The 22,001-nt window shown below is 66.8% G+C and carries 20 protein-coding genes; 7 read left to right on the top strand and 13 right to left on the bottom strand.

The window, feature by feature from the left end; all coding sequences use genetic code 11:
* Nucleotides 1-254: hypothetical protein (locus A5655_RS06245; RefSeq protein WP_156764732.1), on the bottom strand; the 254-nt coding region annotated here is incomplete at its 3' end.
* 326 nt (nt 255-580) lie between these two features.
* On the opposite strand from A5655_RS06245, the gene A5655_RS29200 reads away from it, so the two are divergent.
* A complete protein-coding gene (locus A5655_RS29200) occupies nt 581-838 on the top strand; it encodes a DUF3761 domain-containing protein (RefSeq protein ID WP_082978514.1) in 258 nt (85 codons plus the stop codon).
* Nucleotides 839-1,014: 176 nt separating this feature from the next.
* Here the strand turns inward: A5655_RS29200 and A5655_RS06250 are convergent, their stop codons facing one another.
* From A5655_RS06250 to A5655_RS06265, 4 genes are all read right to left on the bottom strand, one after another.
* Nucleotides 1,015-2,271, bottom strand: a complete 1,257-nt coding sequence (locus A5655_RS06250; protein ID WP_231999085.1) for an Nramp family divalent metal transporter — start codon at nt 2,269-2,271, stop codon at nt 1,015-1,017.
* A gap of 60 nt (nt 2,272-2,331) precedes the next feature.
* A complete protein-coding gene (locus tag A5655_RS06255; RefSeq protein WP_067006871.1) occupies nt 2,332-3,045 on the bottom strand; it encodes an SDR family oxidoreductase in 714 nt (237 codons plus the stop codon).
* Between the two features lie 81 nt (nt 3,046-3,126).
* Nucleotides 3,127-4,203 (bottom strand): diacylglycerol kinase, encoded by a 1,077-nt coding sequence (locus tag A5655_RS06260; protein WP_067006874.1) that lies wholly within the window; start codon nt 4,201-4,203, stop codon nt 3,127-3,129.
* Between the two features lie 25 nt (nt 4,204-4,228).
* Nucleotides 4,229-5,020 carry an SDR family oxidoreductase gene (locus tag A5655_RS06265; RefSeq protein WP_067006877.1) on the bottom strand — a complete coding sequence of 264 codons (792 nt, stop codon included), beginning with the start codon at nt 5,018-5,020 and terminating at the stop codon, nt 4,229-4,231.
* 280 nt (nt 5,021-5,300) lie between these two features.
* Here A5655_RS06265 and pstS point away from each other — a divergent pair, with 280 nt between their 5' ends.
* The 3 genes from pstS to pstA are packed head-to-tail and all read left to right on the top strand — an operon-like array spanning nt 5,301 to nt 8,319.
* Nucleotides 5,301-6,416 (top strand): phosphate ABC transporter substrate-binding protein PstS, encoded by a 1,116-nt coding sequence (pstS, locus tag A5655_RS06270; protein ID WP_067006880.1) that lies wholly within the window; start codon nt 5,301-5,303, stop codon nt 6,414-6,416.
* 11 nt (nt 6,417-6,427) lie between these two features.
* On the top strand, nt 6,428-7,420 hold the full coding sequence (gene pstC, locus A5655_RS06275) for a phosphate ABC transporter permease subunit PstC (RefSeq protein ID WP_067006916.1): 993 nt from the start codon (nt 6,428-6,430) through the stop codon (nt 7,418-7,420).
* Nucleotides 7,417-8,319 (top strand): phosphate ABC transporter permease PstA, encoded by a 903-nt coding sequence (gene pstA, locus A5655_RS06280; RefSeq protein ID WP_067006883.1) that lies wholly within the window; start codon nt 7,417-7,419, stop codon nt 8,317-8,319. The genes pstC and pstA overlap by 4 nt, the downstream gene beginning before the upstream one ends.
* A 13-nt stretch (nt 8,320-8,332) precedes the next feature.
* On the opposite strand, the gene A5655_RS06285 is transcribed toward pstA, so the two are convergent.
* From A5655_RS06285 to A5655_RS06310, 6 genes are all read right to left on the bottom strand, one after another.
* On the bottom strand, nt 8,333-9,256 hold the full coding sequence (locus A5655_RS06285) for a Ku protein (RefSeq protein ID WP_067006886.1): 924 nt from the start codon (nt 9,254-9,256) through the stop codon (nt 8,333-8,335).
* 36 nt (nt 9,257-9,292) lie between these two features.
* The gene (locus tag A5655_RS06290) at nt 9,293-10,462 is read right to left on the bottom strand and encodes an adenylate/guanylate cyclase domain-containing protein (protein WP_067006889.1); all 1,170 of its coding nucleotides are present in this window, start codon (nt 10,460-10,462) and stop codon (nt 9,293-9,295) included.
* Nucleotides 10,463-10,520: 58 nt separating this feature from the next.
* On the bottom strand, nt 10,521-11,417 hold the full coding sequence (locus A5655_RS06295) for a carbohydrate kinase (protein WP_067006892.1): 897 nt from the start codon (nt 11,415-11,417) through the stop codon (nt 10,521-10,523).
* Entirely contained in the window at nt 11,414-12,826 is a 1,413-nt protein-coding gene (locus tag A5655_RS06300) for a mannitol dehydrogenase family protein (protein ID WP_067006895.1), read from the bottom strand. The genes A5655_RS06295 and A5655_RS06300 overlap by 4 nt, the downstream gene beginning before the upstream one ends.
* A 130-nt stretch (nt 12,827-12,956) precedes the next feature.
* Nucleotides 12,957-13,814: an HAD family phosphatase gene (locus tag A5655_RS06305; protein WP_067006899.1), complete on the bottom strand. Its 858-nt coding sequence runs from the start codon at nt 13,812-13,814 to the stop codon at nt 12,957-12,959.
* Nucleotides 13,811-15,337 (bottom strand): mannitol dehydrogenase family protein, encoded by a 1,527-nt coding sequence (locus A5655_RS06310; RefSeq protein WP_067006920.1) that lies wholly within the window; start codon nt 15,335-15,337, stop codon nt 13,811-13,813. The genes A5655_RS06305 and A5655_RS06310 overlap by 4 nt, the downstream gene beginning before the upstream one ends.
* A gap of 131 nt (nt 15,338-15,468) precedes the next feature.
* Here A5655_RS06310 and A5655_RS06315 point away from each other — a divergent pair, with 131 nt between their 5' ends.
* Both A5655_RS06315 and A5655_RS06320 read left to right on the top strand, forming a co-directional pair.
* Nucleotides 15,469-17,724 carry an ATP-dependent DNA ligase gene (locus A5655_RS06315; RefSeq protein ID WP_067006903.1) on the top strand — a complete coding sequence of 752 codons (2,256 nt, stop codon included), beginning with the start codon at nt 15,469-15,471 and terminating at the stop codon, nt 17,722-17,724.
* Entirely contained in the window at nt 17,721-19,661 is a 1,941-nt protein-coding gene (locus tag A5655_RS06320) for a fumarylacetoacetate hydrolase family protein (RefSeq protein ID WP_067006906.1), read from the top strand. The genes A5655_RS06315 and A5655_RS06320 overlap by 4 nt, the downstream gene beginning before the upstream one ends.
* Nucleotides 19,662-19,670: 9 nt before the next feature.
* On the opposite strand, the gene A5655_RS06325 is transcribed toward A5655_RS06320, so the two are convergent.
* Nucleotides 19,671-20,585, bottom strand: coding sequence for a class I SAM-dependent methyltransferase (locus tag A5655_RS06325; protein ID WP_067006910.1), 915 nt, complete (start codon nt 20,583-20,585; stop codon nt 19,671-19,673).
* A 64-nt stretch (nt 20,586-20,649) separates the two neighbouring features.
* Here A5655_RS06325 and A5655_RS06330 point away from each other — a divergent pair, with 64 nt between their 5' ends.
* Nucleotides 20,650-21,447 (top strand): enoyl-CoA hydratase/isomerase family protein, encoded by a 798-nt coding sequence (locus A5655_RS06330; protein ID WP_197508614.1) that lies wholly within the window; start codon nt 20,650-20,652, stop codon nt 21,445-21,447.
* 128 nt (nt 21,448-21,575) lie between these two features.
* Here the strand turns inward: A5655_RS06330 and A5655_RS06335 are convergent.
* The coding region (locus tag A5655_RS06335; protein ID WP_156764733.1) for an LLM class flavin-dependent oxidoreductase at nt 21,576-22,001 on the bottom strand (426 nt) is incomplete at its 5' end.

Genomic DNA, 22,001 nt, shown 5'->3' on the forward strand with positions numbered 1-22,001 from the left:
GGCCCGGCGAGCAGCGCGACGCTCAACGCGACGCCCGCGCCGATCAGGCCGATGACACCCGCGCCCACCCACAGCTTGTCGATGGACTTGCGGTTGGTGGCCGGGGTGATGAGGTCGGTCGGAAATTCGTGACCGAGATCGCTGCGCTCGTCGGTCGGGTTGCCGAGCGGGCTCGACGCCCAGGCCCAGGCCTCGGTCACATCGTCGACGCGCGGCGCCAGGACGGTTCGATCCATGTCGTGCCAGGTGCTCATGAGCTGCTTCTTTCGGTGCGGTTCGCGACCCGGGTTGGGCCGCCGTCATAGGTAGGAGGACGCACCGGGCGTAAGTCGGACATTTTTTGGAAGACTTTTTCTGACCGCGCCGCGGCCGGCATCTTTAGGCTGGCCCGCGCCGCTTGCCGGGTCTTCGCGAAGTTCTTGCGATTTTCTTGCGGCCCGCTAGTTCGCGGGCCGGTTCCGCATCTGCGCACAATTTTCACAATTTCCCATGTGGCCAACCGTCGGGACGCATACGCTCCCCACCGGCGCGTCGGGACGGTCACCAGCAGGAACGTCTGCAAGCAGGGAGGTTCGGGAACATGTTTTCCCGGCTTACTTTCATCGCTGCGGCCATAGTGCTGGCCGCCGTCGGGTTCGCGTCACCGGCTAACTCGTCACCTGGCGGTGGCAATTGCTACACCGCCGTATCCGGGGATTGCGTGCCCTATCCGCAGAAGGGCGGCCCGCAGCCGCCCAACGCGACCGCCCAGTGCGCAGATGGGAGTTGGTCGTTCAGCGAACATCCCCACTCGAGCGGAACATGCCACGGCCACGGCGGCGTGCAACGGTACTTGTAGAGCTCTTGGCATTAGACGGGCCGCGGTGATGATGACGCCCAGGCGGTTAGCGCGCCACCGAACGTGCACTCACTGCGATATTTCGCGCGATTTTTCGCACCTGGTTCACGTTCGGCGCACCGGAAGCCGCTCTATAAGGCGATGGTCGGTTCGCGCGGGTATGTGCGCTCCCGTGGCTAACCCGCCACAGTCAGATAGATCAGCACCACGTTGAGCACGCTGACCATCACGGCGACCGCCCACCCGATGACCGTCGTGACGGGATGGTTGGCGTTGGTACCCATCAGGTCGCGGTTGCTGGTGAGCCTGACCAGCGGAAGCACCGCGAACGGGATGCCGAACGACAGCACCACCTGCGATATGACCAGCGCGCGGGTCGGGTCCCAGCCGAGCGCCAGGATCGCGACGGCGGGGCACAGCGTCGCCAGCCGGCGCACCAGCATGGGAACCGACAGATGGAGCAATCCCTGCATGATCATGGCGCCGGCGTAGGCGCCCACCGACGAGGACGCCAAGCCCGACGCGAGCAGCCCGATCGCGAACAGCACCGCGATCGTGGGGCCCAACGTGTTGTGGATCGCGGTGTAGGCGCCGTCGATGGACGCGCTTTCGTTGTGGCCCTGCAGGTTGATCGCGGCGACGAGCAGCATCGCCGCGTTGACCATGCCGGCAACGGCCATCGCCAACACGACGTCCACCCGCGTGACCCGCAGCAGCCAGCTCCGGTCGCGGCCGGGCGCGGGATGCCCGTGCCGATCCAGGACCAGGCCGGAGTGCAGATACACCGCGTGCGGCATCACGGTGGCGCCGAGGATGGCGGCGGCCAGCAACACGCTTTCGCTGCCGTGGAATCGGGGGAGCAATCCCGACAGCACGGCCTCGGGCGGTGGCGTTGCGACGAAGAAACTCGCCGCGAAGCCTACGGCGATCACCAGCAGCAGGCCCGTGATGACGCGCTCGAATAGGAGTTGCCCGCGGCGGTCCCTGATCGCCAGCAGCAGCATCGAGACCGCGCCGGTGATGATCCCGCCGACCGGCAGCGGCAGGCCGAACAGGATGCGCAGCGCGATCGCCCCGCCGATGACTTCGGCGACATCGGTTGCGATGGCGACGATTTCGGCCTGCGCCCAAAACGTCAGGCGCAGCGGACGACCCATCCGCTTGCCGATCGCCGAGGGCAGCGAGCGTCCCGTGACCAACCCGAGTTTCGCGGACAGGTACTGCACCAGGCCCGCCGTCACGTTGGCGGCGACGATGACCCACAGCAGCAAATAGCCATACTGCGAGCCGGCGCTGACGTTGGCCGCGACGTTTCCGGGGTCGACGTAGGCGATTGCGGCGACGAACGCGGGGCCGAGCAGATACCAGCTCTTTTTGAGCGAGGCCTCGGTGCCCTGCGCCAACGTATCGACCCTCGATCCACGTTCTCGAATAAAAAAGTTAGGTTAACCGAACACTGTGCCGAGCCGCCGGGCTACCGGCAACGCCGTGGATTATGCTGCGCCGATGCTCCCGCCCCCGTCCACCCGGACGATCTGACCCGTCATGTAGCCGGCGTCCTCATGCAGCAACATCGCGATCACATGAGCGATCTCCGTGGGCGTGCCGACGCGCCGCACCGGAATCGACGCAAGCAGACGACCCTCGCGTTCTGATCCGACGGGGCTGCGCTCGCGGTACATCTCGGTTTCGATCGGCCCGGGCGATACCGCGTTGACGGTGATCCCCGTCTCGGCAAGCTCGCCCGCCCAGATGCGGGTGCACGTTTCCAGCGCGGCCTTCGACGCGGCGTAGGGGGTTCGTTCGGCGACCCCGAGCGTCGTCAGGCTGGTGACGTTGACGATGCGACCCCATTTCGACTCGATCATGCCCGGCAGAACGGCCTGCACCACCTGTACCGCGGTGCGCACGTTCATGTCGTAGGTGGTGAACAGATCGTCCAGTTCGATCGAGCCGATGCGGCCGAACCGGGCGAAGCCGACGTTGTTGACCACCGCGTCGACGACGCCTTCGGCCACGATTGCGTCGAGGGTTTCCGCGGTGGCGGCCCGGTCGGCGAGGTCGACCGCGTGGAATTGCCCGGGGAAGTCCGGCGGCGCGGTGCGGGCGAGGCCGATCACGTCGTACCCACTGGCCGAGAGCCGGTCAACGACCGCGCGGCCGATGCCCTTGGATGCCCCGCTCACGAGAACCCGCCGTTTGGTCATGGCTTTCCCCTTTTCGTGCCGCCCCTCTGAAGACCATTCGGGGCAACGCCGAAACGGCGGTGTTTCATGCCGTGCGATGGATCACTCCGGCGCGTAGAGCCCCCGCCCGGGCACCAGGGGTAGGTCGAGGGTCGTCACGATGCCCGGCGGGGCGGCCACCACCGCGGGGATCGCGTTGACGACCCGCATCGCGGTGGCGACCAGTCCGGCGTGATTGTGGTCGCCGTTGGGGCTGCTCAGGCAGATGTCCATCGCGTACGACGGTTCGCCCGTGATCTCGATGCGGTAGGAGCCGCCGGGCTGGGCGGGCTGGGGCCAGTCGGGCCGCAGGTCCTCGCGCAACCGGGTGACGTGTTCCAGGACGACGACGGGGTCGCCGTTGACCATTCCGAACACCTCGAACCGCAGCCCGGCGGCGGTGCCCTTCGGAATGTGCCCCGAGGCGATGTCGAAGTCCTCGGGCGCGGGCTCGCGGATGTATTCCTCGGCGACGCTGTCGAGCGTAATCCCCAGGCCCGCAGCCAATTGCCGCACCACCGACCCCCACGCCAGGCTCAGCACACCGGTCTGCAGCAGCATCGGGATCTCGTCGAGGGGCTTGCCGAATCCCATCACGTCGAACATGACGGCGGCGCTGTCGTAGGTGGCGTAGTCGACGATCTCCATGCAGCGGATCTGCCGGATGCTCTGACAGGTGCCGGCCAGCGCCAGCGGCAGCAGGTCATTGGCGAAGCCCGGGTCGATGCCGTTGACGTACAGGCTCGAATTGCCTTCGCGCGCGGCATCTTCCAGCGGCTTGATGAGCTCCTCGGGGATCACTTCCCAGGGGTACTGCAGAAAGACCGGGCCGCTGCCGACGATGTTGATTCCGGCGGCGAGAACGCGGCGGTAATCCTCGAGGGCCTCGGGCAGGCGATTGTCGGCCAGGGCGTTGTAGACGGCGCACTGCGGACCGGTGGCGAGCACGGCGTCGAGGTCGGTGCTGGCCACCACGCCGGTCGGATCCGCAAGTCCGGCAAGCTCCGCCGCGTCCTTGCCGGCCTTGGCATCTGACGACACCCACACGCCTCTGAGCTCGAACTCCGGATTGGTGATCAGCGCCTTGAGCGCGTGAACGCCGACGTTGCCGGTGCCCAACTGAACGACGGGTATGGCCATGGCGGGCTCCTTAGTGGTCTTCAGTTCACAGGTCCGGGACGGGGATGTCGAGGTTGGGGAAGGTGAGCCCACCGTCGACCTCCAGGGTCTTACCGGTGAGGAAGCTGCCGGCCGGGGACGCCAAATAGACTGCGGCGGCGGCGATGTCGACGGGATCACCGAGGCGGCGCATCGGCGTGACCTTCTCCATCGGTGCGCGCAGCTCCTCGTTGGAGGCCACCACGTCCAGCGCCGACGTCAGGATCGACCCCGGCGCGATGGCGTTGACGCGGATGCGCGGGCACAGGTCCAGCGCGGCCAGCCGAGTGTAGTGGGAGAGCGCGGCCTTGGCTGTGCCGTAGGCGGCGAATCCGCGTCCGGCCAGCCTGCCCATGGTCGAGGTGATGTTGATGATGCTGCCGCCACCGGAGTGCTCCAGCATCAACGGGACCGCCGCGGTGGTTAGCGCGTGCGCGGTGGCGACGTTGAAGGTGAACGCCTCCTTGAGGTCCTTGGTCGAGGTGGTCAGCAGGGTGTTGGGCATGGTGCCGCCGACATTGTTGACGACGATGTCTAGTTTTCCGAAGGCCTCGACGGCCAGATCGGCTAGTTCCGCGGTCGACTCGGGATGGGCCAGGTCGGCGGCGACGGCGTGGGCGCGGCGGCCGGTGGCGCGGACCTGTTCGGCGACGGCATCTAGTTGAGATTGGGTGCGCGACGCGATGAGCACATCGGCGCCTGCCTCGGCGAACGCCAGCGCGATGGCCGCACCGAGGCCGCGCCCGCCACCTGTGATGACGGCGACTTTGTCGTCCAGACGGAACCTGTCAAGGATCATTGCGGCCTCTCTGTTCGAGTTGTCCGGCGAAACGGTAGCAAACCTCGCCGACTCCGATCACGGCATTTCTGAAACAGGTTCTAGTTTGTCATATCGGCGCCGCGATGCAATGCCCCCGAGGCCGCAATTGGCCGCTCGTTCGCGCGGTGAGGAATGCCGGTCAGAATTCTCCGAACGTTAACCTTGTTACTGTTAGCTACATGGCTGCGAGTGATGGCTGGTTTGCCGCGCCGCAGCCTCCGGCGGCGGCGACGTTTCATCCCTACTGTTAGGAAGCGAATTGAAACTGAACCGATTTGGCGCCGCGCTGGGTGTCTTGGCTAGCGCCGCTTTGGTGTTATCCGGGTGTGGCAACGACAACAACAATGCGAGCGGGGGAAGCGCGACTTCCGGTGCGGCGGCGGAGAAAGTGACTTGCGGCGGCAAGAAAACCCTCAAGGCCAGCGGCTCGACGGCCCAGGCCAACGCGATGACCCGCTTCGTCAACGCGTTCGAACAGGCCTGCCCTGGGCAGACCCTGAACTACACCGCCAATGGCTCGGGTGCCGGAATCAGCGAATTCAACGGCAACCAAACCGATTTCGGTGGATCGGACTCGCCGCTGGCTCAAAAAGAGTATGACGCGGCGCAGCAGCGTTGCGGCTCGCCGGCGTGGAACCTGCCGGTCGTGTTCGGCCCGATCGCGATCACCTACAACGTCAAGGGTGTCAGTTCGCTGAGCCTGGACGGCCCGACCGCCGCGAAGATCTTCAACGGCGCCATCACCACCTGGAACGATCCGGCGATCGCGGGCCTCAACGGCGGGACCGCCCTGCCGGCCGAGCCGATTCACGTCGTCTTCCGCAACGACCAGTCCGGGACCACGGACAACTTCCAGAAGTACCTCGACGCGGCGTCCAACGGCGCGTGGGGCAAGGGCGCCGGAAAGACGTTCAACGGCGGCGTCGGTGAGGGCGCCAAGGGCAACGACGGCACCTCGGCCGCCATCAAGGCCACCGAGGGGTCGATCACCTACAACGAGTGGTCGTTCGCCAAGGCCCAGAACCTGAACATGGCCAAGATCGTCACGGCGCCCGGGACCGATGCGGTCGCCATCAGCGCCGACTCCGTCGGCAAGACGATCTCCGGTGCCACCGTCAAGGGGCAGGGCAACGACCTGGTGCTCGACACCAACTCGTTCTACAAGCCGACGCAGGCCGGTTCGTACCCGATCGTGCTGGCGACCTACGAGATCGTTTGCTCGAAGTATCCCGATTCCCAGGTCGGCGCTGCCGTGAAGGCGTTCCTGCAGAGCACCGTCGGCGCGGGCCAAAATGGCTTGGCGGACAACGGATACATCCCCATTCCGGACTCGTTCAAGTCGAAGTTGTCGACCGCGGTCAACGCGATCGCGTGATCCGGGATGCCATGACCCGCGGAGCGATCGCCAGTCCCTCGACGGGGACTCAGCCTGCGCTGAAGGCGACCGATCCGCACAAGGCGCACCGCGGCGACCGACTGTTCAAGTTGGTCGCCGCGGCGGCCGGGTCGACGATTGTGTTCGCGATCGCGCTGATCGCGATATTCCTGTTGGTTCGCGCGATCCCGTCGTTGCGCGCGGACCACGCGAACTTCTTCACCAGCGCCGAGTTCAACACAACCAAGGCGGACCACCTCGCGTTCGGCATCCGCGACCTGCTCATGGTCACGGTGCTCAGTTCGGTTAGCGCACTGGTGCTGGCGGTGCCGGTCGCGGTCGGGATCGCGGTGTTCCTCACCCAATACGCGCCCAAGCGACTGGCCCGACCGTTCGGCGCGATGGTCGACCTGCTGGCCGCGGTGCCGTCGATCATCTTCGGGTTGTGGGGAATATTCGTGCTGGCGCCCAAGATCGAACCGCTGGCCGAATTCCTCAACCGCAACCTGGGCTGGTTGTTCCTCTTCAAGCAGGGCAACGTCTCCCTGGCCGGCGGCGGCACCATCTTCACCGCCGGCATCGTGCTGTCGGTGATGATCCTCCCGATCATCACCTCGGTGTCGCGCGAAGTGTTCCGCCAGACCCCGCCCATTCAGATGGAAGCGGCGCAAGCGTTGGGCGCCACCAAGTGGGAGGTGGTGCGGATGACCGTGCTGCCGTTCGGACGCAGCGGTGTCATCGCGGCCTCGATGCTGGGGCTGGGCCGGGCCCTGGGAGAGACCGTGGCGGTGCTGATCATCCTGCGGTCGGCCGCCCGCCCGGGCAATTGGTCGCTGTTCGACGGCGGCTACACCTTCGCTTCCAAGATCGCTTCCGCCGCAGCCGAATTCAGCGAACCGCTGCCGACCGGGGCCTACATCTCCGCAGGGTTCGCGCTGTTCGTCCTAACCTTCATCGTGAATGCGACCGCGCGCGCGATCGCCGGCGGGAAGGTCAACGGATGACGATCGACGCGCTCGACCTGCCGGTCAAACCGGACGTCTTCAGCCCGCTGAGCCTGCGGCGGCGGATCACCAACAACGCCGCGACGACGTTCTTCGTCGCCTCGTTCCTCGTGGCGCTGGTGCCGCTGGCGTGGGTGCTGGGCGTGGTGCTCGCGCGCGGTTGGTACGCCGTCACCCGCTCGGGTTGGTGGACCCACTCGCTGCGCGGCGTGCTGCCCGAGGAGTTTGCTGGCGGCGTCTACCACGCGCTGTACGGGACGGTGGTGCAGGCCGGTGTGGCCGCCCTGCTGTCCGTGCCGCTGGGCTTGATGACCGCCGTATTCCTGGTGGAATACGGGTCCGGCCGGCTGGTGCGGCTGACGACGTTCATGGTCGACGTGCTCGCCGGGGTGCCCTCGATCGTCGCCGCGCTGTTCGTCTTCAGCCTCTGGATCGCCACCCTGGGCTTCCAGCAGAGCGCCTTTGCGGTGTCGTTGGCGCTGGTCCTGCTGATGTTGCCGGTGGTGGTGAGGTCCACCGAGGAGATGCTCAGGCTGGTGCCCGACGACCTGCGGGAAGCCAGCTATGCGCTCGGCGTTTCCAAATGGAAGACGATCGTGCGGATCGTGATCCCGATCGCGATGCCGGGCATCGTCTCGGGTGTGTTGCTCTCGGTCGCGCGCGTCATCGGGGAAACCGCGCCGGTGCTGGTGCTGGTCGGCTACAGCCGCTCCATCAACCTCGACATGTTCCACGGCAACATGGCCTCGCTGCCGCTGTTGATCTACACCGAGCTCACCAATCCCGAGCGCGCCGGGTTCCTGCGCATCTGGGGTGCGGCGCTGAGCCTGATCATCATCGTCGCGGCGATCAACCTGCTGGCCGCCGGGTTCCGCTTCGTGTCGGCCCGGCGGCGCTGACCGCCGAGCCCGGTCAGGACTTTGATGCGGCCTTCTTGGCCGGCGTCTTTTTGGCGGCTGCCTTTTTGGCCGGCGCCTTCTTCGCGGGGGCTTTCTTCGTGGCCGCTTTCTTCGCCGGCGCCTTCTTGGCCGGCGCCTTGCCGTCACCGGAGCGCGCCTTGACGCTGGCCTCCAGCTTGGCCAGCAGGTCGGAGACGTCCTCGGTCTCGTCCAGTTCCTTCGGCTGCTCCTCGACGGTGAACGCTTCACCGCCTTCGAGTTTCGCCTCGATCAGCTCGTGCAGCTGCTCCTGGTAGGTGTCGTGGTAGCGATCCGGGTTGAACTCCTCGGCCATCGACTCCACCACCTGCCCGGCCATCTTGAGCTCCGCGGGCTTGATGTCGACCTTCTTGTCCAGCACGGGGAAGTCGGGATCGCGGATCTCGTCGGGCCACAACAACGTGTGCACAACCATCACGTCGCGCTTGCCGAAGTCCTTGACGCGCAACGCCGCCAGCCTCGTCTTGTTGCGCAGCGTGAAGTGCACGATCGCCATCCGATCGGTCTCGGCGAGCGTTTTGGCAAGCAGCACATAGGATTTCGATGACTTCGAATCCGGCTCGAGAAAATAGCTGCGGTCGAACAGCATCGGGTCGACGTCGCTGGCCGGGACGAACTCGAGGACTTCGATCTCGCGGCTGCGTTCTTCGGGCAGGGTGGCGATGTCGTCGTCGGTGATGATCACCGATTGGCCGTCGTCGGACTCGAACGCCCGGGCGATGTCACGGTATTCGACGACCTCGCCGTCTTTCTCGCAGATGCGTTGGTAGCGGATGCGGCCGTTGTCCTTGGCGTGCACCTGATGGAACTTGATGTCGTGGTCCTCGGTGGCGCTGTACACCTTGACCGGGACGTTCACCAGTCCGAACGCGATCGAACCCTTCCAGATGGAACGCATTCAGTCAGTATGCCCGCACGACGACCGGGTAAAGCCTCAGGTCGGCGACAGTTTCGGCTTCCTTCCCGTCACGCTCCAGGTTTCGAGCTGGCCGGCGCCCTTGACCTCGATCGTTCCGCGCGCTTCGCAGTCGAATTCGTCGTTGACGAGGTCGAACGTCTTCCGCGTGATCTGAATGGCGCCACTGTGGCCGTGCGACTCCATGCGGCTGGCGATGTTGACGGTCTCGCCCCAGAGGTCGTAGATGAATTTTCTCCGGCCGATGACGCCCGCTACCACGGGCCCCGAGTTGATGCCGATGCGGAACGCGAGCGTTCGCCCGCCGAACGTGCGCCGGCCGATCTCGGCCTTCATGTCGAGCGCGAAGTTGACCAGGGCCTGGGCGTGATCGCGCCGCCGGCGCGGCACGCCGGCGGCGACCATGTAACAGTCGCCGATCGTTTTGATCTTCTCCAGGTCGTACTTGTCGGCGAGCGCATCGAAGCACTGGAACACCTCGTTCAGCAGCTCGACGAGGGCGAGCGGCGTCATGGTCGCCGCCATCGGGGTGAACCCCACGATGTCCGCGAACAGGATGCTGGCGTCGTCGTAGTGCGCGGCGATCGCGCGCGGTTGCCTCTTGAGCGCCTCGGAAATCTCCTTCGGCAGGATGTTGAGCAGCAGCATCTCCGAGCGTTGCTGGAAATAGTTTCGGCGCCGGACGAAATAGTGCAGAAGGCCGAACGCGATCGCGATCACCGATCCGACGTTGAACACGAAGAACCACGTGACGAAGGTGTTGGGCAGGCTTGCCGGAGTCAGGTGGGACTGCAGGAGTGCGGTCACGATCAGCAGCGCGACGAAGCCCACGATCCAGACGAGTGTCCGCCTGGGTTCCTCGAGGAGAAGTGATCCCAGGGGACAGAGCGCGGCCCAGATGATGACGACGCTGGACGGCCGGAAGCCGCCCAGCGCGAGTGTTACCAGCCACGGCAAGATCAGGATCAGGAACAGTTGGGTGAAGCGGTAGGTTCCGAGCTTGCGGGTCCAGGCAAACAAGGCCGTGTTCAGGAGGGTGAAAAGCGAATAGAACGCCGGTATCGCGGCGGCCAGTGGGACGCGCACCACGAGATAAATGGTGCTCCACAGCAGCGTTAGCGGCACCGTCCCCGCGAACAGCGCGACAGCGAGCCGCTTCTGCAGCGCCATTTCGTCGCTGTCGGTCACCGCGGCACCGATGCGTCCCGCCCACGCGATCCGATCTCGACGTTCGTCGCTGCCAAGGCTATTCATCCAGTGCGGTCCGATCTGGCAGGTCGGCGCCGGCGCGGCCGACGGTCCACGCCGACGACAGGCACGCGGCGTGCAGCGCCGCCGTCAGCGCGTCGAGCCCGATCTGGCGCAGGGCGGCCCGCCGGGCGGCGCCCAACAGTCCCATTCCCCAGAGCGCGTCCAGCAGGCCGACCATGAACGCGTCACCCGCGCCGACGGTGTCCACCACGTCGACGGGCCTGGCGGCCACCCGCGCCTCGCCGGCCGGGCAGAACGCCACCGCGCCCCGGGCACCCATCGTCACGACGACGATCGCCGGTCCCGACGCCAGCCACGCTCGGGCCGTCGACTCGGGGTCGCGGTCGGGGTCGACCCAGCTCAGGTCCTCGTCGCTGGCCTTGACGACGTCGCTGCGCTCGACGAGGCGCGCGATGCGGTCGCGGGCCTGATCCCGGTCGGCGACGAGCGACGGGCGCACGTTCGGGTCGAAGCTGACGGTGGCGGACACTCGGTAGGTGTCGAGCAGCGCCGCGACCGCCAGGCACCCCGGCTCGCGCACGGCGGCGATCGAGCCGGTGTGCACCAACAGCGGCGGCGCGACTTCGGGTGTGCCGGACAGTTGCCAATCCAGGTCGAATACGTAAGCGGCGGACCCGTCGTCGGCGATCGTCGCGACCGACGTCGGTGTCCGAGTAGCGGAGGCGCTTCCCGGAACAAGTTGTGCGCCTGAGGATTTGACGTAATCAACAATGCGCCGGCCGTGCGGGTCGTCGCCGATGTAAGTCAAGAAGTCGACGTCGCGCCCCAGCCTGGCGAGCCCGACGGCGACGTTGAGCGGGCTGCCACCGAGATGCTCGGCACCGTCGATGATGTCGACCAGCGCCTCGCCGATCACCAGCCCGCGGGTCATCGCGCCAACGCCTCGAGCGTCGCCCGAGCCCCCTTGCGGTGCAAGGAATCCAGGGCCCAGCGGTACGCCTCGACAAACCGCGGTTGGTGGGCCAGATCGCAGAACAGCGCGGTGACCTCAATGAACCCAGTGGGATTGTGGTGCTGCGACCGGGCGATCGGGACGAGCGAGTCCGCCAGCTGATCCACCACCTCGTACGGCTTGCCCGACTCGTCGACCCCCTCGGCGTAGCGGGCCCAACTGGCCACCGCCGCGGCCGCCAGTCGAACCGGCCCGCCGCTGGCCAGGTTGTCGCAGATGACGGGAACCAGCCATTTCGGGATGCGGTCCGAGGAATAGGCGCACAACCGCGCAACGGTGTCGCGGATGGCGGGGTTGGCGAACCGCTCGACCAGAGTGCGGCCGTATTCATGAAGATCTATCCCTGGCACGGGCGGCAGCGTGGGGATGGCCTCGGTGTCGAAGTAGGAGAGCAGGAATCGGGCGAAGAGCGGATCACGCGCCGCATCGTGAACGAACTTGAATCCGCACAGATGGGCGAAGTAGGCCAGGCACTGATGCCCCGCATTGAGCAGCCGCAACTTCATCAGCTCGTACGGGCGCACATCGTCGACCATCAGCACCCCCGCCCGCTCCAGCGGCGGGCGACCATCGGCAAAGTCGTCTTCGATCACCCAAGCGGTGAACGGCTCGGCCACCACCGGCCAGCGGTCATTGACGCCGAAGTCACGCCGCACTTCCGCAGCCATCTCCAAAGTCGTTGCCGGAGTGATGCGGTCGACCATCGAGCTCGGGAACCGGGCATGTTCCGCCACCCACTGGGCCAACCCGGGATCTAGGCGCTCGGCACTGGCGAGCACCGTACGCCTGGCTACCTCACCGTTGTTCTCGATGTTGTCGCAGGAGACGATAGTCGGCGCGGGGATTCCTTGACCACGCCGCCTGGCGAGCGCCTCGGTGATCAACGCGAACGCCGGCCCCTCGGGATCGCAGTATCCGCCTTCGGTGATGGTCAGCGAAATGATCCGGGTGGATGCCGCGGCCAGCACCTCCAACGCCGCTTCCGGATCGTCCGGGGCATAGCGGTAGTCGACGATCGAGCCGATCGCCTGCGCGGCCCGGCTGCCGTCGGGATGCTCCAAGATCAGCGTGTACAGCCCGTCCTGATCGTCGAGGACATCACGCATGGTCCAGTCGGCGGCCATCACCCCTACGCCGCAGATGCCCCAGTCGTATGCCAGGCCCTGCTGGAGCAGCAGGTTGATGTACGCGGCCTGATGCGCCCGGTGGAAATGCCCGGCTCCGATATGCGCGATACCGACGGTCACGCTGCCGCGGTCATAATTCGGAGCCTCGATCGGCAGCTTGGACAGCGACGCATTATTGAGATCGATTGGGCTAGCCACCATTGGCCAACTCCTCCCCGGGCCACTGCCCGATCGTTACCGGGCTCGCGACACTTATCGACGGTACGACCACGGCGGGCCGCAGCCCAGCCGCTTCGACCGGTCGCGGGCCCGTCTCGGACCAGTCACAGCCCTACGTGAGGGGGGAACCTCCGGCCGGCACGGCCGACGACAGCAGGGAATCGGCAAGGGCACGCCACGAATCGGTTATCGCCGCCGCGCCGGCATCAATCAATTCTGCACGGCGGCAATCCCATTCGTCAGGTGGCACAAACATCAGGTTACCGACGCATGTGTACCCGGCAGCGACCGCGGAAGTCACGCCGGCCACGGAGTCTTCGATGGCCAGCCCCTGTTCCGCTGCGACACCGAGTACCTCGCCGCAATGCAGATAAACCGCCGGGTCGGGTTTGCTCGTCGGCACCGCAAGAGAGTCCTCCGCGCTGAAGGTCACGGCCTCCGGCATCAGCGCGTCGAGGCCGGTGGCGGTGAAGCAGGCACGCAGGCGCTTGGTGGCGCTGGAGCTGACCGCCGCCAGTGCGTAGTGGCTCGCGAGCTCGTTCAACGGTTCCAGCACCTGCGGGTCGGATGTCAGGGTGACGGCCAGGTGAGCGGTGACCCGTTCGCGCTCTTCGCGCACCCACTGCTCGAGTTCGTCGGCGGACAATGCGTCGCCGCTCGCCAAATCGCGCGCCGAGGCCACCACCGCTTCGGGGCGGCCCTCGGCCAACACCGCATCGAGCGGCACGTCGCACTGCACCGCCAGGTCGAGAGCCATGGCACGAAAGTTTTTCCCGACCGCCCGCTTACGCAATTCGTCGCAGCTGAACGGAGCCCTCACCCCGAACCTGGCCAGGAAACGATTCGTCACCTCGGTCGACGCCTCGAACGCCGGTCTCTCCGAGCCGAACAGGTTGTCGTCGGCGTCGCAGAGCAAGGTGGTGATCGGCGCCGGGTCGAATGGGCGCACAAGGGTCAGCCCGCCGTTCATCGCGACACCAACTCCCGCTCGTCGTCGCGCATCGCATCCCGCAGCGTGGCCACCACACCACGCTCGTCGATGTCAGTAATCATGTCGCCCAGCCGGTCCGCAAAGCCCGGAACCGCGCGCAGTTCGGTGAACATCTCATGCCTCAGCAGCGGTTCGGGGTTGTTCCGTGCCATGTTGGCCAACCTGGCCACGGGTATCGCCTGCGAGTCTTCGAGGCGGAACTTGCGCCCCCTGAGGTCGTGGCCGCGCATATAACGGGCCCATCCGGCAACGGCCAACATCAGCAGCGTGTGCGGCCTACCGCGTGCGATCGCGTCCTGCAGGGAGGGCAGCACAAACGACGCTATCTTGCTCGTTCCCCGTCGAGCCAGCCGCGACAATTGGTCGCTCATTCGGGGGTTGCTGAGCCGATCGAGCACCGTGCCCCGGTACTCGGGCGTGTTCATTCCGGGGACCGCGGGCAACAGTGGCTGAATCTCGTCGCCCAGAAGCTTCTCTACATAGTCGAAGATGACGCGGTCCCGCATCGCTTGGTCGGTGCGCTGGTATCCGGCGAGTGTGGCCAAACACGCGAGCGCGATATGGGTTCCGTTGAGCAGACGGGTCTTGATCAGCTTGTGCTCCCGGACGTCGGTCACGAATTCGGCACCCACCAGGTCGAGCGGTGGGCGCCCATTGCTGAAGGAGTCCTCGATCACCCATTGGGAATAGGGTTCGGTCACGACGGGCCATTTGTCGGCGACGCCGAAGGTCTGCTCGACGAACTTGCGCTCCGACTTCGAGGTTTGCGGGGTGATGCGATCGACCATGGTCGAGGGGAAGGCGACATGCGTGTCGATCCACCGGGCAAGCCGGGGGTCCTTCAGGGCCGCGAACGATACCAGCGCGGTCCTCGCCGGCTGGGTGTCGGCGGGAAAGTTGTCGCAGCAGAGCACGGTGAACGGCGCGACGCCTGCGCGGCGACGGCGGTCGAGAGCTTCGGCCAGATATCCCCACGCGGTGGCATATCCGTCGGAGGCGACGAGGTCGGCGCGCACGTCGGGGTGGTCGGCGTCGAATTCGTCGGTGGCGGGGTTGAGGAAGTATCCGTTGCATGTGATCGTCAGGCTGACGATGCGGGTTTCGGGGTCTGCCAGGGCTGCACTGACGGCGGCGCGGTCGTTCGGTGCGTAATGAAGGGAACCGATCGACCCGACGACACGGGCGGTTTGGCGGTCATGGCCGCGCTGTACCACGGTGTACAGCCCATCCTGGGCCGACAGCAAGTCTTTGACGTCGGGGGAATGGAGACTGATGCCGGTTACCCCCCAACGATCCGAAATGCCGGAGCGGGCGAGGTCGTCGAAGTAGACGGCCTGATGTGCGCGGTGGAAGTTGCCCGCGCCGATGTGAACGACGGCCCGCTGAAGGGCCGACCTGTCGTAGGTGGGTACGTCGATTCGTTGCGAATGCAATTGCAGTGTGGCGTCGCTCAGCGGGACGCCGCCTTTTGGACGGCAGTGGGAGGCGATGACATCAAACACCGTTTCCACTGTGCCTCGACGCGGTCGCAGGGTTAACCCCTCCGTGGTTGATGTCACAAAACAAACTGACAGTGATGCCGATAATCGGTGGTCAGAGCAGTTAACAGCGTTGAAACGCGTAGGTTGACAGCATGGCAGCACGGGTGAAGCTCACCAACGCCGACAAGGTGCTGTACCCCGCCACCGGAACGACGAAGGCCGACGTCTTCGACTACTACACCCGCATCGCCGAGGTGATGCTGCCGCACATCGCCGGGCGCGCGGCCACCCGCAAGCGTTGGCCCAACGGCGTGGAGCAGGAGTCGTTCTTCGAGAAGCAGCTGGCATCCTCGGCGCCGGACTGGCTGCCGCGGGCCAGCGTCACCCACCGGTCCGGGACGACGACCTATCCGATCATCGACAGCCCCGACGGGCTGGCCTGGATCGCGCAGCAGGCGGCGCTGGAGGTGCACGTTCCGCAGTGGCGGTTCGTCGCGGAGTGGACCCGAAGCAGGGCCGAGGAGCTCAAGCCCGGCCCGGCAACGCGATTGGTGTTCGACCTGGATCCGGGCGAAGGCGTGACGATGCCGCAACTCTGCGAGGTCGCCCACGCCGTGCGGGACCTGATCACCGGCATCGGGCTGACCACCTTTCCGCTCACCAGCGGCAGCAAGGGGGTGCACCTCTACGCGCCGCTGGATAACCCGGTCAGCAGCAAGGGCGCCACCGTGTTGGCCAAACGTGTTGCCCAGCAACTGGAACAGGCGATGCCCAAGCTCGTCACCTCGACCATGACCAAGAGCCTGCGGGCGGGCAAGGTCTTTCTCGACTGGAGCCAGAACAACGGCTCGAAGACCACCATCGCGCCGTACTCGCTGCGTGGGCGCGAACATCCGACCGTCGCGGCGCCGCGCACCTGGGAAGAACTCGAGGATCCCGCGGTGGGCCAACTGCGCTACGACGAAGTGCTCGACCGGGTCGCGCGCGACGGCGACCTGCTGGCCCAGCTGGACGTCGACGCCCCGGTCAGCGACCGGCTCAGCAAGTACCGCAGCATGCGGGACGCGTCGAAGACTCCCGAGCCGGTACCGGCTGGGAAACCCGTTACCGGCCAGGGCAATTCGTTCGTCATTCAGGAGCATCACGCCCGCCGGCTGCACTACGACTTCCGGCTGGAGCGAGACGGGGTGCTGGTGTCCTGGGCGGTGCCGAAAAACCTGCCCGAGACCACGTCGGTAAACCACCTCGCCGTGCACACCGAGGACCACCCCCTCGAATACGGGACGTTCGAGGGCAACATCCCCAAAGGGGAGTACGGCGCCGGCAAGGTGGTCATCTGGGATGCCGGCACCTACGAGGCCGAGAAATTTCTCGACGATGAGGTCATCGTCAACCTGCACGGCAACCGGATCTCCGGGCGCTACGCGCTGATTCAGACCAACGGCAACCAATGGCTGGCGCACCGGATGAAGGACCAGAAGGTCTTCGAGTTCGACACCATCACCCCGATGCTCGCCTCGGAGGGTTCGGTGGCCGCCCGCAAAGGCGGCCAGTGGGCATTCGAGGGCAAATGGGACGGCTACCGGCTCCTGGTGGAGGTTGATCACGGCGCCTTGCGGATCCGATCGCGGCGCGGCCGCGAAGTCACCAAGGAATACCCCGAATTACGTTCCCTCGCAGCCGATCTGGCCGAACATCACGTGGTGCTGGACGGCGAGGCCGTGATCCTGGACGAGGACGGGGTGCCCAGCTTCCACGGGATGCAGAACCGGGGGCGCGGCTCCCGCGTCGAGTACTGGGCGTTCGACCTGCTGTACCTGGACGGCCGCTCACTGCTACGCGCCCGCTACTCCGACCGGCGCAAGCTGCTGGAAGTCCTTGGCGGCGCGGGCAATCTGATCGTGCCCGACCTGCTGCCCGGTGACGGCGCCGAGGCGCTCGAGCACTCCCGCCGACACGGCTGGGAGGGTGTGGTCGGGAAAAAACGTGACTCCACGTATCAGCCGGGCCGGCGTTCGGCGTCGTGGATCAAGGACAAGAACTGGAACACCCAGGAAGTCGTCATCGGCGGGTGGAAAGCCGGGGAGGGCGGGCGCACCAGCGGCATCGGCTCGCTGCTGATGGGCATCCCCGGTGACGGCGGTCTGCATTTCGCGGGGAAGGTCGGCACCGGCTTCACCGAACGCGACCTGGCGAACCTGAAGAAGACGCTGGCGCCGTTGCGGACCGACCAATCCCCGTTCCACCCGCCACTGTCCCGGCAGGACGCCAAGGGAGTGACGTTCGTCGAGCCGGTCCTGGTCGGCGAGGTGCGCTACAGCGAATGGACCCCGGATGACCGCTTGCGCCAATCGAGTTGGCGCGGGCTGCGCCCGGACAAGGAACCAAGTGAGGTGGTACGCGAGTGAAGTGGTTGACCTTTCGAAGTGGCGACGGCGAACGCGCCGGGGTGCTCTCCGGTGACACCGTCCACTCGATGCCGCCGGGCGTGACGCTGCTCGACCTGATCGGCCGCGGCGCCGACGGGCTACGCGAGGCCGGCGAGGACGCGTTGCGGTCCCCGTCGGCGCGGGCGCGGCTCGACGAGGTGACGGTGCTGGCGCCGATCCCGCGCCCGCCCTCGATCCGGGACTCGCTGTGCTTCCTGGATCACATGCGCAACTGCCAGGCCGCTATGGGGGGCGGCCGTGAGCTCGCCGACACCTGGTACCGCATCCCCGCGTTCTACTTCGCCTGCCCCGCGACTGTTTTGGGACCCTACGAGGACGCCCCGACGGCGCCCGGAAGCGCGTGGCAGGACTTCGAATTGGAGATCGCCGCCGTCATCGGCGTCGGCGGCAGGGACCTGACCGTCGAACAAGCCGAACGCGCCATCATCGGCTACACCATCTTCAACGACTGGTCCGCGCGAGATCTGCAGCAGCGGGAAAGCCAGCTCGCGATCGGTCAGGGCAAGGGCAAGGACAGCGGGGTCACGCTGGGCCCCTACCTGGTGACGCCCGACGAGCTCGAGCCCTACCGCCGCGACGGCAGGCTCGACCTACAGGCGACGGCCTTGGTCAACGACACGGTGATCGGTTCGGGGTCGACCGCCCAGATGGACTGGAGCTTCGGCGAGGTCATCTCCTACGTCTCGCGCGGCGTGACACTCACGCCCGGCGACGTCATCGGCTCCGGAACCGTGCCCACCTGCACGCTCGTCGAGCACCTCAATCCCGCTGCGCTGGAATCGTTTCCGGGCTGGCTGCACGACGGGGACGTCGTCACCCTGCGGGTCCAGGGATTGGGGGAGACCCGGCAAACCGTGCGCGGCAGCGCCCCGCCGCACCCCCTGGCCGCCCGGCGCGACCCGGACGCCGCGCCCGCCGCGCCACGGGTCAACCGGGCGCCGGCGAAGGTGCCCTACACCCGCGGCCTGCACGAGGTCGCCGACCGGGTGTGGGCGTGGACGCTCCCGGATGGGGGATACGGGTGGAGCAACGCCGGGCTGGTCGCGGGCGACGGCGCGTCGCTGCTCGTCGACACGCTGTTCGACCTGGCGTTGACCCGCGAGATGCTCACCGCGATGCGGCCGATGACCTCTTCCGCGCCCATCACCGACGCTTTGATCACCCACTCCAACGGCGATCACACCCACGGCAACCAGCTGCTCGAGAGGTCGGTGCGCATCCTGGCCGCGCAGGGCACCGCCGACGAGATCGCGCACGGCATGGCGCCCGAGATGCTGGCCATGGCGCAGACCGCGAACCTCGGCCCCGTCGCCACCCCGTACGTGCGAGATCGCTTCGGGCACTTCGACTTCAGCGGCATCAAACTGCGCAACGCCGACCAGACGTTCGATTACGAGCTGACGATCGATGTCGGCGGGCGCCGCATCGACCTGCTGAACCTGGGCCCCGCCCACACCGCCGCCGATTCCGTGGTGCACGTGCCCGACGCGGGGGTGCTGTTCGGCGGCGACCTGCTGTTCATCGGCTGCACCCCGATCGTGTGGGCCGGCCCGATCGCCAACTGGATCGCTGCGTGCGACGCGATGATCGCGCTCGACACCCCGATCGTGGTGCCGGGCCATGGGCCGGTCACCGATCCGGATGGGATCCGCGCGGTCCGTGGGTATCTCGCGCACGTCGCCGAACAGGCGGAGGCCGCCTACCGCAGGGGCCTGTCGTGGGCCGAGGCCGCCGACACGATCGACCTCGGCGAGTACGCGACCTGGCTGGACGCCGAGCGGGTCGTCGTCAACGTCTATCAGCGCTACCGCGAACTCGACTCGGACACACCGCAATTGGAGGTGATGGCGCTGCTGGTGATGCAGGCCGAGTGGCTCGCCAAGCGATCGTCGTGACCGCGAGGGTCAGGCCTTGATCGCCCGCACGAAATTGATCGTGGCGGCCGGGCCGTGCTCGGTCTCCAGCAGTTCCGGCAGTCCCGCCGCGGTGAAGAGGTCGGAGAGGGAGTACGTGGTCGTGGCCCACCCGTCGGCGCCCAGGTGTGCGGCGACGTCGGTGTGCTTGCCGGGATAGGTCAGGGCGGCGATGTCCATGTCGAGCCCGTGGCGGCGCCAGCCCTCGGCCGTGCGCCGCGCCTGCTCCTCCGCGGCCCGCGAAGCGTCGTTGAGCGACCCGTAGTCCCCGGCGAAGCGGCTGCCCGGACTGGACAGCGGCGTGATCGAGTCCAGCAGCCGAACCTCGGCCTCCGGCGGGAGAAACCCGATGAGCACCCCCTCGGCCAGCCACGCCGTGGGCTGCGCGGGGTCAAAGCCGGCCTCCTGCAGGGCCGCCGGCCAATCCTCCCGCAGGTCGATGCCGATGGTACGGAGTTCGGCCGTCGGCGCCGCGCCGGCCGCCGACAGCGTCGCGGTCTTGAACGCGATCACCTCGGGCTGGTCGATCTCATACACCGTCGTGCCGGCCGGCCACGCGAGCCGATACGGGCGGGCGTCCAGCCCGGACGCGACGATCACGACCTGGCGCACGCCGTCCTTCCCGGCCGCGGCGAAGTAGTCGTCGTAAAACCGGGCGCGGGCGGCGAAGGTGTCGACGAACCGGGGAAATCCGACGCTTCTCTCGAGCTCGTCGGAGTCGACCTCGCCGCTGGCCAACTTGGTGAACACGTCCAGCCCCACGGCCCGGACCAGCGGCTCGGCGTACTCGTCGGTGATGACGGGCTGCGGACGCCTGGTGGCGGCCGCGCGCGCCGCGGCAACCATGGTGGCGGTGGCGCCCACGCTGTTGGCCAGATCCCAGGTATCGCCCTCGCTTCGCGTCATGGTTGCATGCTAGGCCGGATCTCTGAATATCCGATGTATCGCTTACGGTTCCCGTATGCCCGCAGTGGAATTCGAAACTCTCGAGGACAACATCGCCCGCATCACCCTGAACCGCCCGGAGCGCCTGAACGCGATCGACGGGGCGCTGATCGGCGGCGTGGAGGAGGCCCTCGACGCCCTCGGCGAGGGCGAGCACCGAGTCGCGATCCTGACCGGCGCCGGGCGCGGCTTCTGCGCCGGCGCCGATCTCAGCGGCACCGGCGAGGCCTGGACCAAGCCCAGACCGACCAGCCCGCCGTTCAAGGTGAACTACGACTCGCAGGTTCGCCTGGCCGAGCTGTTCACCCGGATCTACGAGCTGCCCATTCCGGTGATCGCCGCGGTCAATGGCGTCGCCGTCGGCGGCGGGTTGGCGTTCACGTTGGTCAGCGACATCCGCGTCGCGTCCGAGACCGCCCGGTTCGGATCGGTGTTCATCAAGGCCGGCTTCTCGTCGATGGACATGGGCACCAGCTACCTGCTGCCCAAGATCGTCGGCGCCGGGGTCGCGCGCGAACTGATGCTGACCGGCCGCATCATCGACGCGGCCGAGGCCTATCGCATCAACCTGGTGCACGAGGTGGTGGCGCCGGACGAGCTGATGGCCGCGGCGCTGCGCAAAGCGCGCGAGATCGCCGGGAACAACGCGTATGGCGTGTGGCAGACCAAGATTGGGCTCAACGCGGCGCTGGACGCGCCGAGCCTGCGGCATGCGATCGAGCTGGAGAACCGCACCCAGATCCTCAGCGGGTTCACCAACAACCCGGCCGAAGCGGCCATGGCCCACATGGAGAAGCGCGCCCCCATGTGGGATCCGCTGTGAGGGCTAAACTTTAACCTTCGGACGTTGAGTGTGAAGCCGTGGCTTTCGGTGTGACTCCTGGGCGGTGAACGCGAAGGAATCGCGCCATGGGTTCACGCTGAAAGCCGTGAGCTCACACTGAAAGCCGCTCACACCTTCGCGATCACGTTCTCGGCGAACATCTCCAGGTTGCGGATCTTGTTGTCCAGCGGCTCGGTGTCCTTGCCCATGATGTAAGGAATGCGGAAGCCGACGATGACGTCCGTGACGCCCTTGTCCTCGAGCCGCTTGATGCCGTCCGGAGTGTAGGCGTCGACCGAGATGACGTGGATCTCGAACGGCCCGGTCTTGCCGGCTTCGTCGCGATAGCGCTTGAGCTTGGCGAGCAGCGCGTCGAGTTCCTCCGGATCGCCACCGCCGTGCATCCAGCCGTCGAGGCGTGCGGCGCGGCGCAGCGCGGCGTCGGCGTGACCGCCAATGAGGATCGGGACGGGCTTGGTCGGGGCCGGGGTCATCTTGGTCTTGGGAATGTCGTAGAACTCGCCGTGGAATTCGAAGTAGTCGCCGGTGGTGAG

Origin of the sequence: Mycobacterium sp. 1081908.1, from assembly GCF_001673535.1 — a bacterium.
GTDB lineage: Bacteria > Actinomycetota > Actinomycetes > Mycobacteriales > Mycobacteriaceae > Mycobacterium.

Bases quoted from the DNA above. Each gene is read 5' to 3' on its own strand.
- A5655_RS06300 (WP_067006895.1), bottom strand. From the start codon at position 12,826: ATGGTGGCTAGCCCAATCGATCTCAATAATGCGTCGCTGTCCAAGCTG.
- A5655_RS06305 (WP_067006899.1), bottom strand. From the start codon at position 13,814: ATGAACGGCGGGCTGACCCTTGTGCGCCCATTCGACCCGGCGCCGATC.
- A5655_RS06285 (WP_067006886.1), bottom strand. From the start codon at position 9,256: ATGCGTTCCATCTGGAAGGGTTCGATCGCGTTCGGACTGGTGAACGTC.
- A5655_RS06295 (WP_067006892.1), bottom strand. From the start codon at position 11,417: ATGACCCGCGGGCTGGTGATCGGCGAGGCGCTGGTCGACATCATCGAC.
- A5655_RS06265 (WP_067006877.1), bottom strand. From the start codon at position 5,020: ATGATCCTTGACAGGTTCCGTCTGGACGACAAAGTCGCCGTCATCACA.
- A5655_RS06255 (WP_067006871.1), bottom strand. From the start codon at position 3,045: ATGACCAAACGGCGGGTTCTCGTGAGCGGGGCATCCAAGGGCATCGGC.
- A5655_RS06325 (WP_067006910.1), bottom strand. From the start codon at position 20,585: ATGACGCGAAGCGAGGGCGATACCTGGGATCTGGCCAACAGCGTGGGC.
- A5655_RS29200 (WP_082978514.1), top strand. From the start codon at position 581: ATGTTTTCCCGGCTTACTTTCATCGCTGCGGCCATAGTGCTGGCCGCC.
- A5655_RS06260 (WP_067006874.1), bottom strand. From the start codon at position 4,203: ATGGCCATACCCGTCGTTCAGTTGGGCACCGGCAACGTCGGCGTTCAC.
- A5655_RS06315 (WP_067006903.1), top strand. From the start codon at position 15,469: ATGGCAGCACGGGTGAAGCTCACCAACGCCGACAAGGTGCTGTACCCC.
- pstC (WP_067006916.1), top strand. From the start codon at position 6,428: ATGACCCGCGGAGCGATCGCCAGTCCCTCGACGGGGACTCAGCCTGCG.
- pstA (WP_067006883.1), top strand. From the start codon at position 7,417: ATGACGATCGACGCGCTCGACCTGCCGGTCAAACCGGACGTCTTCAGC.